The sequence below is a fragment of the Bifidobacterium stellenboschense genome (assembly GCF_000741785.1).
Lineage (GTDB): Bacteria > Actinomycetota > Actinomycetes > Actinomycetales > Bifidobacteriaceae > Bifidobacterium > Bifidobacterium stellenboschense.
In genome coordinates, this window is the sequence record NZ_JGZP01000012.1 from 247,982 (window position 1) to 262,507 (window position 14,526).

At 65.2% G+C, this 14,526-nt stretch carries 13 protein-coding genes; 3 read left to right on the forward strand and 10 right to left on the reverse strand.

Annotation, left to right across the window (positions count from 1 at the left end):
- Positions 1 to 202 precede the first annotated feature (202 nt).
- Positions 203 to 400, forward strand: coding sequence for a type II toxin-antitoxin system HicA family toxin (locus tag BSTEL_RS05930; protein WP_034528276.1), 198 nt, complete (start codon positions 203 to 205; stop codon positions 398 to 400).
- The gene (locus BSTEL_RS05935) at positions 397 to 807 is read left to right on the forward strand and encodes a type II toxin-antitoxin system HicB family antitoxin (RefSeq protein ID WP_034528278.1); all 411 of its coding nucleotides are present in this window, start codon (positions 397 to 399) and stop codon (positions 805 to 807) included. Before BSTEL_RS05930 ends, BSTEL_RS05935 begins: the two co-directional genes overlap by 4 nt.
- Before the next feature lie 212 nt (positions 808 to 1,019).
- Here BSTEL_RS05935 and BSTEL_RS05940 read toward each other — a convergent pair whose 3' ends face one another.
- The 6 genes from BSTEL_RS05940 to BSTEL_RS05965 all read right to left on the reverse strand — a co-directional run bounded on the left by BSTEL_RS05940 (position 1,020) and on the right by BSTEL_RS05965 (position 9,120).
- Positions 1,020 to 2,291, reverse strand: coding sequence for an MFS transporter (locus BSTEL_RS05940; RefSeq protein WP_034528280.1), 1,272 nt, complete (start codon positions 2,289 to 2,291; stop codon positions 1,020 to 1,022).
- A gap of 162 nt (positions 2,292 to 2,453) precedes the next feature.
- Positions 2,454 to 3,116: a TetR/AcrR family transcriptional regulator gene (locus tag BSTEL_RS05945; RefSeq protein WP_034528281.1), complete on the reverse strand. Its 663-nt coding sequence runs from the start codon at positions 3,114 to 3,116 to the stop codon at positions 2,454 to 2,456.
- 256 nt (positions 3,117 to 3,372) lie between these two features.
- Positions 3,373 to 4,416, reverse strand: coding sequence for a uroporphyrinogen decarboxylase family protein (locus BSTEL_RS05950; protein WP_034528282.1), 1,044 nt, complete (start codon positions 4,414 to 4,416; stop codon positions 3,373 to 3,375).
- Positions 4,413 to 5,918, reverse strand: coding sequence for an aldehyde dehydrogenase family protein (locus BSTEL_RS05955; RefSeq protein ID WP_034528283.1), 1,506 nt, complete (start codon positions 5,916 to 5,918; stop codon positions 4,413 to 4,415). Before BSTEL_RS05955 ends, BSTEL_RS05950 begins: the two co-directional genes overlap by 4 nt.
- 302 nt (positions 5,919 to 6,220) lie before the next feature.
- Positions 6,221 to 8,350 (reverse strand): bifunctional cytidylate kinase/GTPase Der, encoded by a 2,130-nt coding sequence (der, locus tag BSTEL_RS05960; protein ID WP_034528284.1) that lies wholly within the window; start codon positions 8,348 to 8,350, stop codon positions 6,221 to 6,223.
- A complete protein-coding gene (locus BSTEL_RS05965) occupies positions 8,347 to 9,120 on the reverse strand; it encodes a pseudouridine synthase (RefSeq protein WP_034528286.1) in 774 nt (257 codons plus the stop codon). The genes der and BSTEL_RS05965 overlap by 4 nt, the downstream gene beginning before the upstream one ends.
- Before the next feature lie 148 nt (positions 9,121 to 9,268).
- Here BSTEL_RS05965 and BSTEL_RS05970 point away from each other — a divergent pair, with 148 nt between their 5' ends.
- Positions 9,269 to 10,231, forward strand: a complete 963-nt coding sequence (locus tag BSTEL_RS05970; protein WP_034528287.1) for an MIP/aquaporin family protein — start codon at positions 9,269 to 9,271, stop codon at positions 10,229 to 10,231.
- On the opposite strand, the gene BSTEL_RS11760 is transcribed toward BSTEL_RS05970, so the two are convergent.
- From BSTEL_RS11760 to sucD, 4 genes are read right to left on the reverse strand one after another with little or no spacing between them, the layout of a single operon-like run.
- On the reverse strand, positions 10,145 to 10,432 hold the full coding sequence (locus BSTEL_RS11760) for a DUF3017 domain-containing protein (protein WP_084686138.1): 288 nt from the start codon (positions 10,430 to 10,432) through the stop codon (positions 10,145 to 10,147). The genes BSTEL_RS05970 and BSTEL_RS11760 overlap by 87 nt on opposite strands.
- A 13-nt stretch (positions 10,433 to 10,445) precedes the next feature.
- Positions 10,446 to 12,077 (reverse strand): bifunctional phosphoribosylaminoimidazolecarboxamide formyltransferase/IMP cyclohydrolase, encoded by a 1,632-nt coding sequence (purH, locus tag BSTEL_RS05975; RefSeq protein WP_034528290.1) that lies wholly within the window; start codon positions 12,075 to 12,077, stop codon positions 10,446 to 10,448.
- On the reverse strand, positions 12,052 to 13,605 hold the full coding sequence (locus BSTEL_RS05980) for a cell division protein PerM (RefSeq protein ID WP_051922884.1): 1,554 nt from the start codon (positions 13,603 to 13,605) through the stop codon (positions 12,052 to 12,054). The genes purH and BSTEL_RS05980 overlap by 26 nt, the downstream gene beginning before the upstream one ends.
- Positions 13,602 to 14,525: a succinate--CoA ligase subunit alpha gene (gene sucD, locus BSTEL_RS05985; RefSeq protein WP_034528292.1), complete on the reverse strand. Its 924-nt coding sequence runs from the start codon at positions 14,523 to 14,525 to the stop codon at positions 13,602 to 13,604. Before sucD ends, BSTEL_RS05980 begins: the two co-directional genes overlap by 4 nt.
- Between the last annotated feature and the right edge of the window lies 1 nt (position 14,526).

Below are 14,526 nucleotides of genomic sequence, written 5' to 3' on the forward strand. Positions count from 1 at the left end.
CTCCTTAGTTTTCGATCCGTCGCCGGGTGGCCGGTCATCCATGGACGGTCTTGGCGGTGATTGAGTTCGTCGGCGATGAGCCATGGGCCGTCGCGGCGTCTGGATGCCGGGGAGTTCGGCATCCGTGAGGTGTTGACGCTTGTCATGTCGATCAGTTCCGACCATTGACAACAATACGCATAATGCGTATAGTGATGGGGGTATGAGGTTCAAGGAAATCGAGAAGATTCTCCGCAAGGACGGATGGCGGCTCTACTCGCAAAGCGGAAGCCACTGCCAGTACACGCACCCGGACAAACCCGGAAGAGTGACCGTCCCCAAGCACAACGGAGACCTTGCGCCGTTCACCGTCAAATCCATATGGGAACAAGCCGGCATCAACGAAAGAAGGATCAAATGAAACTCGTCTACCCGGTGGTCCTCTACCCGTCCGGAATCCCCGGCGGATACACCGTGCTCTGTCCCGACATGCCCGGCCTCGTCACCGAAGGCCGTAACCTCCCGGAAGCCCTCGATATGGCCGTGGACGCCGCCAGCGGCTGGGTCCTCGGAGAACTCGAGGAAGGCCGCCACGAACCCCATGCCACCAACATCGCCGACGTCAAACCCGACCAGCCCGACGGCATCGTCACCCTCATCTCGCTGGACATGGACGCCTACGCGGCCAAATACGGCAAGAAAAGCGTCCGCAAGAACGTCACCATCCCCGCGTGGCTCGACACGTTCGGCGAACAGCACGGCATCAACTACAGCGAAGTCCTGCGCGAAGGCCTCGAAAACCGCTACCGCAGCATGCAGGACGCCTGACGCAGAATTATCCGATTATTATCCGATGGCTTCCGTAAGCACCGGTTGTCATCGAATTCGCCACGGGGCGTCGTTCGGAAGAAGACGTACACGACAATATCCGTGATATTGTCGTGTACGGCCTTTGGTGCGTGGTCAACGGAGGAACGCCCACCACGGCCGAGTGAGCGGCGCGAAGACGCCCATGATTGATCCCGATGAACGAGCTGGGCTCAGAACCGCCACGTCACGCGTGCGACCAGTGGCAGCATCGCAGCGGCCAGCACGAACGTCATCGCCAGGACCGCTCCCGCCGGGAAGGCGCTGTACGCCCAGCCGTATGCGATCTGTCCGAGAGGCTGGGCGCACATGCTCGCGGAGAGCGCGAGCGACATCACTTTGCCGGTCATGGTCTCCGGGCAGTCCATCTGGATCGCCGGCACGGCGATGAGGTTCGCACACGTGATGGCGACCATGGTTCCGCAGGTGCTCGCCGTGAGCACCGCGAGTCGCACTCCATCGCCGGCGGGAAGCGCCATGACGAGCGCCTGGGGCAGGATGGTGAGCGCGAACGCGGCGATCGACGTTGGGAATCGCCGCATGGCAAGCGACTTCGCAATCCGTCCGCCGACGAGCGCGCCGAGCAGGCCCGACGCTCCCACGAGACCATATGCCAGACCGTACGTCGTGGAACCGAATCCCAGCACGGTCCGCACCATATACGGGAAACCGACCTCCGCATAGCCCGTCAACAGGAAGTTGAGCGCGGCGCAGATCAACACCAGATGCAGCACGTAGGGACGTTCGTGCGTGAGGAAACATCCGGCCGCGCGCAGATCGTCCAGAGCGGAGGCCCGTCCATCATCACAGCGCTCAGGCGCGTCAAGACGGATGAAGCACTCCACGACAGCGGCCGTGCCGAATCCCACGACCGTGACGCCCATCATGGGCATGGCGCCCACCGCCGCGTAGAGTACACCGCCGAGCACGGCCGGCACGAGCGTGCTCGTCTGGTTCACCACGTTCACCACGGCCATGGCGCGGCGCATCACGTCCTCACCGTGTGAGCGGAACATCTGCGGCAACGCCGCCTGCACCGTGGGCGTCTCCATGGCGTCGAGCACGGCGAGCACCACCTGCATCACGGCTATCGCCGCCAGATTGAAGCCGATGGTCGAGAAGACCGTTGCGCAGGCGATCACTGTCACGGCGGAGAGTGCGTCGAGCATCACCATGACGGTCCTACGATTCGTGCGGTCCGCCACCACGCCTCCGAGAGGCGAAAGCAGGATCGTGGGCAGGATGCTCGCGGTGAGGATGGAGGCGAACGCTGCCGCCGATCCGGTCTCGTCGAGCACCCACATGGACATGGCGAACCGCAGCATGAGATTGGCGAAGAGCGAGATGCCGAGGCCGGCGACGAGCAGGTAGAAGTCGCGTGCGTGAAGAGGATCCGCGACCTGTCCCCTTTGCAGTTGGGTCGTATGTTCGGATGCGTTCGTCATCGTGGATTCCTTTCCGTTGATTGTTGATTGATTACGGCCATCTATTCAAACCGACCGTCGGTCTGTTGTGATGATGAAAATGTCACCAAGACATAAGAACGTGGGAATGTCCCGCCACTTGAGTCAGCAGAGTGGCCGAGATGGCACACTCGGGTACGCCGCCTATACGGACTCCGCTCCCCTCTCCTCCGTCAGGGCCGTGAGGCCCTTGACTGCCCGGGAGACGAGCTCCTCGTCGAACACCGGCACGCCGATGGCGTCGAGCATGGTGTCGAGGCAGCGGATGCGTCGTTCCATGTCGTCGCCTCCGACGGGATAGAAGCAGGGCATGAGCCAGTAATTGCAGAGAAGCGAGAGCAGTTGCGCCGCCTCTTCGGGATACTCCGTGGGAATGGAACCGTCCTGCACGCCCATGTCGATGAGCGAACGGAAGGACTGCGGTAGCTTCATCGCCCAGAAACGCATGTTCGCGGTGAAGAACGCGGGATCCTTGAGAAGCGCCAGCTGGGAGCGGACGAGATCCAGATGTTCGGGATCGTCCACGGCGGAGGCGATGAGCGCGCGCAGCTTCTCGAGCGCACTCATGTCCTTGCGCCCGATGAGCTCGCCAAGGAGACGCGAGGTGACGGCCCACTCGTCGGCGTTCAGCTGGTCGAGAATCGCCTCCTTCGATTTGAAATGATGGTAGAGGCCGCCCTTGGAAAGACCCAGGTCGTTCAGGATGTCCTGGATGGACGTCTTCTCGTAGCCCTTCTCAGCGAAGAGCCTGCGGGCGGAGTCCAGAATCCGTCGTTCCGTTTCCTCGGGATGTGCATTGCGTGCCATGTGGTCCACCTTTCGTTCTCCGTCTTCCGACAGCATACAGACCGTCGGTCGGTCTGTCAAATGGATGAGGATACTTGACGGACGATGCGCCGGTCGCCATTCCCATACGGTGATCACCGTGGCCGCTCCCCTACCGGTGCGGGAATCATGCACGCCGACATCATGGCCGATTCGCATTGTGACGGAATCGTCAGGCACGAATCGGCCATGATGTCGGCGGCGGGAACGAGCCGCACCAGATTCGAGACGAACAGGCTCAGACGGATCGGGCGGCGGCCATGATTCCGAGGGCCTCGTCGGATGCCGGCGTCAGGACCGTGCAGCTGGGAGCCAGCAGGAACGGCCGCCCCTGACGCAGGGTCAGCGTCTCAGCAAGTTCACGACGCAACTGATCGATGTCGCCGTCCGGTGCGAACAACACATCGCTTGGCCCGGCGACCGGTATCGCGGTGAAGCCGGCGTCCGCTTTCGGGTTGCCCGGCAGATACTGATCCCATTGCACCGCATCGACGCCGGGCACATCGAACCAGTTCGGATGCGAGTGGTCGAGACACGTGTGCAGGACGACGACCGCGTCGGGGTTGGCGCGATGCACCGCATCGAGAACAATGCGGTCGAACGGGGCGGAGAACTCCTGATAGCGGCCCGCATCGAAATAATCGTTGCTGACCGTGCCGCTGACCGCGTAGAAGATGCCGTCGAGTCCGGCGCCTCCTTCACTGGTCGGCAGAACCAATGCCCGGGCGTAGGAGGCGAACGTGTGGGCGATGTTGGCGAGAGCGAGCTTGGCCACATCAGGCTGATCGAAGAACAGCTCCTTGATGGTCATCGTGCTGGAGGCATAGTCATCACCCGGATACACCGGCATGTCGGCGATATCCAGAAGCGCGCTCAACGGGGAGAAGACGGTCTGCAGCACGGCGCGATCCTCGAACTCCCCGCGGATGAGCGCGCATGCGGCGATCATCTCGGCGAGCACCTCGTTGTCGGCGGCGTTGAACTCCTTGATGCCGCGCAGGTCGTCGGGTACGACGACCGCCGAACGGATCCGCTTGGGCACGATGAAGCCCTCGTAATCGTCGGAATCGTATTCGGACCCCCACGCCTCCGCACAGTAGATGGCACGCGGATTGATCTTCACCCAATCCCAATCCCAACGGCGTACGAAGTCGATTTCCGCCGAAGCGAACTCCTCGGCACCGTATTCATGGTCGACGAGATGCTGCCATGCACTGACGAGGTAGGGAGCGTCGGATTTACGGTTGATGATGTCATGGAAGATGCGGCGCCGGTTCGTCATCGGTTGTCCTTTCCCTCGGAAACCATGCCGGTGAACCAGTCGGATTTCGTCGGCGTCATCGCAAGATTGATCTGCTTGAGCACGGTGTATTCCTTGAGCCCGTCGAGGCCGCCGTCCACGGTCGTGCCGCTCTGCCTATGCGGGCTTACCGGCATGCCGGGCGTCTCCTCCATATACGTATTCGCCCACATGATGCCCGTGTCCACGGCGGAGCACACGCGCAGGGCACGTCCCATATCCCGCGTGAACACTCCACCGGCGAGACCGTAGCCGGTCGAGTTGGCGAGACGGATGGCCTCCTGCTCGTCCGTGAAGGTCTGCACGGTGAGCACCGGGCCGAAGATCTCCTCGTTGACGACACGCATATGCTCATCGCAGTCGACGAGCACCGTCGGCTCGACGAAATAGCCGTCGCCGAACGCGCCTTCGGTGATCCGACGGCCGCCGACAAGCACCTTGGCACCCTCTTCCCGGCCGATCCTGATGTAGTCCAGTACACGCTCCATATGCCGCTTGGACACCATCGGACCGAACTCCGTGTTCTCATCAAGCGGCATGCCGATGCGGATTTTCGGGATTCTCTCCTTCAGCATGGCTGTCACACGCTCATAGGCGGTGTCCTGCACGAGCAGACGGGATCCGGCGATGCAGACCTGGCCTTGACTCAGGAAGATGCCGAACATGAGCCGGTCCACCGCCACATCCAGATCCGCATCATCGAAGATGATGAACGGCGATTTGCCGCCAAGCTCCATCGCGTAGCGTTTCACGCTCGTCGCGGACCGCGCGATGATGTCCCGTCCCGTCGCGGTGCCTCCGGTGAAGGTGATTTTGGCCACGTCCACGCTTTCCGACAGCGCCGTGCCGACCTCCGATCCGGAACCGAGCACCATGTTGACGCTACCGGCGGGGAATCCCGCCTTCGCCATGGCCTCGACCATCATCGCCGTGGCGACGGGCGATAGGGAGGACGGCTTGATCACCACCGTATTGCCGGCGGCCAATGCGGGCGCCATGCCGGCGGCCATGGTGCCCATCGAATAGTTCCACGGCGCGAGCACCGCACACACGCCCAGAGGCTCGCGGACCGTCACGGTCATCATGTCGCCGTTCTCGACCGAGGCCGCGCCCTGCAGCTCGTGGATTAGACCCGCGTAATAGCGGAACGCGCCGCTCGCGGCGTACACGTCGTCGTAGCGGGTCTCCCGATACACCCTGCCCATGCTGTTGGTCTCCGCGACCGCCAGTTCTTCGGCCCGCTTCTCGATGAGCTCGGCGGCCTTGACCATCAGTTCCGCCCGTTCGTCGGCGGAGAGGCTTCGCCACGGGGACCCCGGCTCGAACGCCCCCTTCGCCGCGGCGACGGCTCCGGCCACGTCGTCGGCGGTCCCTCTCGTCATCTCCGCCGCTTTTCGTCCGTTGGCCGGGTTGATGATGTCCGTCGTCCTGCCGGATTCGGACTCCAGCCATTCCCCGTCGATATACATCCTGATTCGATTCATGTCGCTCCTGTTCGCCTGTAATCATCCTTGATGGCCGGTCACGATGACCGGGGTCGTTCGTTCATCGGTCCGTCAAACGAACCCGGGCGCATACACCGGAGCGTTGTTGTCCGGAGACGAGGCGCAACGTAGCGTGCACATGGGTACACCGTATCACGGATACGGGTCGTCCCCCTCCGCACACCATGGCCGATGCAATGTAACGGGGCCCGCACGGTTCAGATACCGTGCGGGCCCCGTTACATTGGCGCACATGGGCCGGGCACCTCCTATAAGGGAGCCACCGGACCATGACGACCTGCCTACTTACGCTTCTTCTTCTCGCGGATGTTCACCGAGATCTGGATCGGCGAACCCTCGAAACCGAACTCCTCACGCAGCGAACGCTCGATGTAGCGGCGGTAGCCATGCTCGAGGAAGCCGGTCGCGAAGATCACGAAACGCGGCGGGCGCGTCGAAGCCTGCGTGGCGAACAGGATGCGCGGCTGCTTGCCGCCACGTAGCGGATGCGGGTGAGCGGCCTGCAACTGGCCGAGGAACGCGTTGAGCTTGCCGGTCGGCACGCGCTTGTCCCACGATTCCAGAGCCTCGCGCATCGCCTTGGCGAGACGGTTCGTATGCCAGCCGGTCTTCGCCGACAGGTTCACGCGCTGCGCCCAGGTGACGCGGTCGAACTCGGTGACCCACAGGCGTTCGAGACGCTGCTTGTCGAACTCGTCCATCGCGTCCCACTTGTTGAACACGAGCACGATGGCGCGGCCCGCGTCCACGGCGGAGCTCATCACCTTGAGATCCTGATCGGAGATCGGCACGGACGCGTCGAACAGCACGAGCGCCAGCTCGGAGCGTTCGATCGCCGCCTGCGTGCGCAGCGACGAATAGTATTCCGCGCCCTTGAGCTTGTGCTGGCGGCGCTTGATGCCGGCCGTGTCGATGAACAGCCAGTCCTCGCCGTCGATGTCGATGACCTCGTCGACCGGATCACGCGTGGTGCCGGCCAGATCGTTGACGACCGTGCGCTCCTCGCGGGCCAGCTGGTTGAGCAGCGACGACTTGCCCACGTTCGGGCGTCCCACGAGCGCCACGCGGCGCAGGCCGGACGGCGTGAGATAGCCGGACGTCTTCTCCGCCTTGCGCAGCGAGTCGAGCGCCGCGTCGAGCAGGTCGCCCACTCCCCTGCCGTGCATCGCGGAGATCGCATACGGCTCGCCGAGTCCCAGCTTCCAGAATTCGGCGGCGAGATACTCGCTCTCACGATCGTCGACCTTGTTCACGGCGAGCGTGACCGGCTTGCCGGAGGCACGCAGCATCTTCACGATGCGCTCGTCCGTGTCGGTCATACCGACCTGCCCGTCGACGACGAGCACGACCGCATCGGCGAGGTTCACGGCGACCTCGGCCTGCGAGGCGATGGCGGAGTCGATGCCCTCGACATCCACCTCCCAGCCGCCCGTGTCGACGAGCTTGAAATCGGTGCCGGACCATTCCGCGTCGTAGCTCACGCGGTCACGCGTCACGCCGGGAGTGTCCTCCACGACGGCGACGCGACGGCCGAGGATGCGGTTGACGAGCGACGACTTGCCGACGTTCGGGCGCCCCACGACGGCGAGCACGCCCACCTGCTTCGGACCGGGCCTGCCGGACGTCTCGCCGGCGCCTCGGCCCTCGATCAGCGCCTCGTCGCCCTCGTCCAGCTCGTAGCCTTCGAGGTTCGCGGCGTAGCGCGCGTACTCCTGCTCCTCGATGGCCTCGTCGACGAGCCCGATCAGCGTGTCGAGCGTGTGCGCGAAGTCCATGTCGGAATTGTCGACGGTGACGACGCCGTCCGCGGCGGTCGTGAAGTTCGTGACACGCGAATCCATACGGTCGCGCACTGCCACGTCCTCCGCGCCCACGCCGCCGGCCGCCTGGCCGGTGCGGCGCGCCTGGCGCACCTCCTCGCGGGCGGTGAGCAGCACGCGCACCTCCGCGTCCGGCGCGACCACGGTCGTGATGTCGCGGCCCTCCGCGACGATGCCGAGCCCGCCGGAGAACGACTCCTTGTCCGCCTCTCGCGCGATGTACGCGCGCTGGGCGGCGATGAGCACGTTGCGCACCGGAATGATGTTCGACACCTTGGACACGTGCGTGGAGACCTCGGAGGAGCGAATCGCCTCGGAGATGTCCTCGCCGTCGGCGCTCACGGCCGGGGCGTCCGGATCGACGGAGATGTCGAAATGGTCGCCGGTGAAGAACTCGCCCACCGCTTCGGTGACGACACGCTCGTCGACCTGCTCGGCGTCGAGGTCGATGCCCTGCTTCAGGCACCACCACGCGCAGGCGCGGTACATGGCACCCGTGTCGAGGTAGGCGAAACCGTAGTACTTGGCCAGCGCCTTCGACGTCGACGACTTGCCGACGCCGGCGGGCCCGTCGATGGCGACGCGAATCACAGACCCACCGCCTTCGACAGGGAACGGACCTCGGTCTGGCTGAGCACGCGGTAGGAACCGGACTTGAGCTCGCCCAGCTTGATCGGGCCGATCTGCGTGCGCACGAGGCGCTTGACGGGGAAGCCGATCGAGCCGAAGATGCGGCGCACGATGCGGTTCTTGCCGGAGTGCAGCACGACCTTGACGATCGTCGCGTCGCGCTTCTGGTCGATGATCGCGCAGTGGTCGAGCTTGATCCAGCCGTCGTCCAGCTGCACGCCGGTCTTGACGAGACGGCGGCACACGGTGCCGGACAGCTTGCCTTCGACCGTGGCGATGTAGGTCTTCTCGACCTCGTACTTGGGGTGCATGACGTGCTGGCTCAGCTCGCCGTCGTTCGTCATGAGGATGAGACCCTCGGAATCGTAGTCGAGACGTCCCATGTGGAAGATGCGTTCGTACTTGTCGCCGACGATGTCGGCCAGCGTGTAGCGGCCCTTCGGATCGTCCATGGCGGAGAGCACGCGGCGCGGCTTGTTGAGCGCGAGCGTGACGTGGTTCGGGTTGATGCGCACACGCGATCCGTCGACGCGGATCTGCTGGCGCGACATGTCGACGCGGGTGCCGAGCTCGGTGACGAGCTCGCCGTCCACTTCGACGCGTCCTTCGGTGATCATCTCCTCGCACTTGCGGCGGGAACCGAATCCGGCCTGTGCGAGGATCTTCTGCAGTCGGATTCCTTCGTTGTTGCTTTCGTGCGCTTTCATGGCGCGGGAATATGCGTTTGGCATCGTTCTCCCAACGTGGCCTAGGGGTATTTCCAACCTGAATATGGTACCGTACCCCCCGGATACGGCCCGATGTGCTACTGCTAGACTGTCAGTGCTCCGACGGGCCGCGCCCCCGGAACAACTCCGAACAAGAATCGAAGGAAAACACATGACATCTGAACAGAACATCACGAAGGAACAGCCGTGGCCGCTTCGCGTGGGGGCCGAGCTGGTCGGCACCTTCCTGATCTGCTTCGCCATCTACGTGTTCAGCACATTCGGCTCGATCGTCTTCCAGCTGAACCTCGCGTACATCGCGCTCGGCACGGGCCTCGTCTACGCGGCCGCGGTGTTCGCGCTCGGCGGCGTCTCCGGCGGCCAGTTCAACCCGGCGGTGACGGTCGCGGCCATGGTGACCGGCCGCACGAAGCTCGTGGACGGCATCCTCTACATCGTCTTCCAAGTGGTCGGCGCGACGCTCGCCGGCATGCTCGTCAAATTCCTGCTGCCCACCTCCGAGAACGTCACGCTCGCCCAGTGGCTGACCACCACCGTCAACGGCTTCGACAAGGGTTCGGTCGCCTACAGCACGCTCACCCAGTACGGTCTCAACTTCTCCATCACCCAGGCGATCGCCGTCGAACTCGTCGCCGGGCTGCTCATCGTGGGCGCCGCCATGGCTACCTACGGCACGCGACGTTACGCGCTGGCCACCGGCGTGTCCTACACGGTGGGCGCCGCCGTCGCCTTCCCGGTCACCGGCGCCGCGCTGAATCCGGCGCGCGCCACCGGCATCGCGCTGTTCGCCCAGAACCAGAAGCTCCAGGTCGAGCCGCTCAGCCAGCTGTGGGTGTTCTGGATCTGCCCGATCCTCGCCGCCGCGCTCGTCTCTCTCGTGATGGTGCTCCAGCAGATGATCGCCGCCCCGAAGGCGAAGGGCGACGATCCGGCGCAGCTCACCACATACAACGAGGCCGCCGACTCCGCGCAGGATGCGCAGGAGACGACGGCCGACGAGGACGACGAGGCGGACGAATCCGCCACGTCACAGTGGAATGCCGTACACGCTGAAGTAGGTGGCAAGCAGTCCGACGCCAAGGCAGATGCCGATGAAGGAGTCGAACGCGACTGACCGCACCTTCCAGGGGCTGCGTTCGCGCATGATGAGGCGGACGAGCCCGGTCACGATGGCCGTCACGGAGATCAGCACCGTGGCGGCCATCGTGTATCCGAGGACCGCGAGCACGCCGGAAACGACCACCAGCGCGGCGACGATCCACTCGAACCACGGCTTGCCCTCATGGGCTTCGGAGACGAAGGGATGGTTCTTCATGCCTGTCCGTCGATCAGTGGAAGAAGTGGCGGGTGCCGGTCAGGTACATGGTCACGCCGGCCTTCTTCGCGGCCTCGATGACCTCCTCGTCGCGGATGGAGCCGCCGGGCTGCACGATGGCCTTCACACCGGCGTTCATCAGCGTCTCGGCACCGTCCGCGAACGGGAAGAACGCGTCGGACGCGGCCACGGAACCGGTGGCGCGGTCGGCGCCGTCCGCCAGCGTGTTGGCGCGTTCGACGGCCAGATGGCAGGAATCGACGCGGTTGACCTGACCCATGCCGATGCCGACGGTCGCCTGGTCGTGCGCGAGCAGGATCGCATTGGACTTGACGCAACGGATGGCGCGCCACGCGAAGACGAGGTCCTTGAGCGTGTCGGCGTCGGCCGGCTCGCCGGAGACGAGCTTCCACGCGTCCGGATCGTCGCCCGTGGCGTTGATGAGGTCCATGTCCTGCACGAGCAGGCCGCCGTCGATCTGGCGGAACTGCGTGTGACCCTTCGGCGGCTCGGCCACCTTGAGGATGCGCAGGTTCTTCTTCTTGGTCTTCAGCAGTTCGAGCGCCGCATCCTCGTAGGCTGGGGCGACGATCACCTCGGTGAAGATCGGGCGCACGCTCTCCGCCATCTCCAGGGTGACGGTCGTGTTGCAGGCGATGACGCCGCCGTACGCGCTCACCGGATCGCAGGCGTGGGCCTTGCGGTGCGCCTCGGCCGCGGTGGCGCCGATGGCGAGGCCGCACGGGTTGTTGTGCTTGACGACGGCCACGGCGATGGACGGGGCGAGATCCCACACGGCGCGCCAGGCGGCGTCCGCGTCCACGTAGTTGTTGTAGCTCATCGGCTTGCCGCCGAGCTGCTCGGCGTGCGCGAAGCCGGTCTGGTCGAGCGGGTCGAGGTAGAGCGCGGCCTGCTGGTGCGAGTTCTCGCCGTAGCGCAGCGTGTGCGAGCGGTCCCAGGTGCGGGTGAACGCGGCCGGGAACTTCGCGTCGTCGACCGGCTGGCCCTCGTCGTCATGGTCGGTCTCGTCGATGGTGGCGGGCTTCGGCCAGTGCTTCGCGGTCCACTCGTTGATCGTCGCGTCGTAGGCGGCGGTGTGCGCGAACGCCTTGCCGGCCAGCCAGCGACGCTCCTCGAGGCTGAAGCCCTCGCCGTTCTCCACACGGGCGGCGACGAGCGCGTAGTCGGCCGGATCGGTGACGATGGCGACTGTGGCGCTGTTCTTCGCCGCGCCGCGCACCATGGACGGGCCGCCGATGTCGATCTTCTCGATGGTGGCCGCCTCGTCGGCGCCGGAGCGCACGGTGTCGGCGAACGGGTACAGGTTCACGACGACCAGGTCGAACGGCTTGATGCCGAACTTCTCCAGCTGGGCGGCGTGGTCGGGGTTGGTCATGTCGGCGAGGATGCCTGCATGGATATGCGGGTCGAGGGTCTTGACGCGGCCGTCGAGGCACTCGGGGAATCCGGTGACCTCGCTCACTTCGGTGACGGGCACGCCGAGTTCGGCGAGACGCTTTGCGGTCGAGCCGGTGGACACCACTTCGGTGCCGGCCTTGACGAAGGCCTCGGCGAGCACCTCGATGCCTTCCTTGTGGAAGACGGAGACCAGCGCCCGCTTAATCGGACGATTCGTTGTTGTCATCGGATTCCTCCTTGGTTGGTTGGTCAAGCTTGTCTGAGCGTACGGTGCGCGGTGCGCGCCGCACGGCGGCGGTGCGTTCGAACGTCTCCGAGCGCACGGCCCGTTCGGACCGGATGGATCGGGGCTTGGCGCCTCCACGGCCGCGAGCCGACGCGTCGTCGTCACGGGCCTTGGGTTCCTCGTCACCCGGAGCCGCGGGCACGGCATGGTCCGCGTCGCCATCCGAGGATGAGGAGACCCGTTCCACCGTCTCCGACGCGGTTTGCGCGACGCGGGCCGCATGACGTCCGACAATCCAGTGTATCCCGTAGACGGCGGACAACACCACCGCCACGGCAAGCCATGCCGCGCCGAATCCGAACGCGATGGAACGGGCGACGAGCAGCGTGGACTGCGGGATGTCGACGCCCACATGGGAGAGCCTGTGCGCGCCGAGCGCGCCGTCCGACAGGGCGAAGCAGCCGCACCAGACGCCGACCGTCACGATTCCCGCGAGAACCAGAACGACCAGATGGCAGGCCATGGTGACGACCGCATGTTTCGCGGCGTCGGAGCCGTCCGCCGGCCTGACGGGACGAACCCGCATCGGCCCCGGCACCAGCATGACGAGCAGTGCGATGACGGATGCGAACGCGGGTATCAGGCATTGCAGGACGATGCGGACACGGTCGTCCGCAATCGCCTCGGGCATGAGGCCGAACACCGGCAGCGGCGGCAGACCGGCCGACTGACCCACCCACATGGTGAACGACCCGAGTTCGCCGATATGGAAGCCGGCGCCGGCGACCCAGGAAAGCGCCCACACAGCGAGGTTCGGCAGCCATGCGAGCGAGGAGATGGTGGTGAGGATGCGGGACCCGTTCTCCATCCCGTCATATTCGAACAGAGCCGTCATGGCGCTCCAGCCACGCACGACCCATACGATCGTGACGATGAGGGCCGTCACGAGGAACACGGCGGACAGCATGCCGGTGACGGCGCCGACGAGCGTCGCCATGCGGCGCGCCCGCGGCGAGATCCGTTCGTTCAACCGGCTTCGGACGTTCGCCATGACGGATGAGCCGGGGACGGCCGCGAACGCATAGCCGATCGTCCACACGCATGCCGTTTTCGCGGCTATGACCGCCGGCGTATCATGCAGCTCCACACCGGTGCCGCCGGAAAGCATCAGATTGAGCGCGACCCATACGACCAGACCGCTCACCCAACCCAACGCCCCCGCGTCGGCACGTGACGCGCATTGCGCGACCAACGCGACGAGCAGCAGGGTGAGCAGCAGCGGCATGACACCCACGACGATGGAACCGGCGGTGAAACCGGTCCCCTGGCTGAGCAGCACGATGGTCTCGGTCAGGGGCAACGCCGAGGAGGGCAGGCTTTCGCCGCCCTCCTCCATGGATATGACCAACAGCATCAACGCGATGAAGCAGCCGAGCGAAACGGCGTACAGGGCCATCGCCCCAAGGGCGGTGAGCCCGCCCTTGAGCAGCGCGGAGATGCGTTTCGAGGTTACTACGGGACGATTCACCGTTCGATACCCGCAAGCACCTCACGCATGATGTCGGCGGCCTGACCGGGCGTGCGACCGACACGGATGCCGACCGCCTCCAGCGCCTCCTTCTTGTCCTTCGCGGTGCCCTTGCCGCCGGAGACGATGGCGCCGGCATGGCCCATCTGCTTGCCTTCGGGGGCGGTGAAACCGGCGATGTAGGCGACGACCGGCTTGGTCATGTGCTCGGCCGCCCACTGGGCGGCATCCTGCTCGGCATTGCCGCCGATCTCGCCGATCATCATCACGGCCTTCGTGTTCGGATCCGCTTCGAACGCCTGCAGCGCTTCGAGCAGCGTGGTGCCGACGATCGGGTCGCCGCCGGCGCCGAGGCACGAGGTGAAGCCGATGTCGCTCAGCTCGCCCATCAGCTGGTAGGTGAGCGTGCCGGACTTGGAGACGAGGCCGAGCGGGCCGCGTCCGACGATGCCGTCGGGGATGATGCCGAGGTTCACGCCGTGCGTCTCATCGGAGGAGGCGAGCGTCATGAGGCCCGGGCAGTTCGGTCCGACGATGCGCACGCCGTGGCGCAGCGCGAGTTCGACGAAGTAGGCGGAATCCGCGACCGGGATGCCTTCGGTGATCACGACGATGAGCTTGATACCCGCCTCGATCGCCTCGACGACCGCGTCCTTGGCGAAACGCGGCGGCACGAACACGACCGACGCCTCGGCACCGGTCGCCTCACGCGCCTCGGCGCAGGAGGCGTAGACGTGGATGGTGGCGTCCTCGCCGTCGCGCGCGGCGGGGAAGGTGACGTCGAGACCGGCCTTGCGGGCGTTGACGCCGCCGACGATGTTGGTGCCGGCCTTGAGCATGCGCGCGGTGTGCGTCATGCCCTGATGGCCGGTCATGCCCTGCACGATGACGGGCGCGTCGTCTTCGATGAAGAGCGTCATA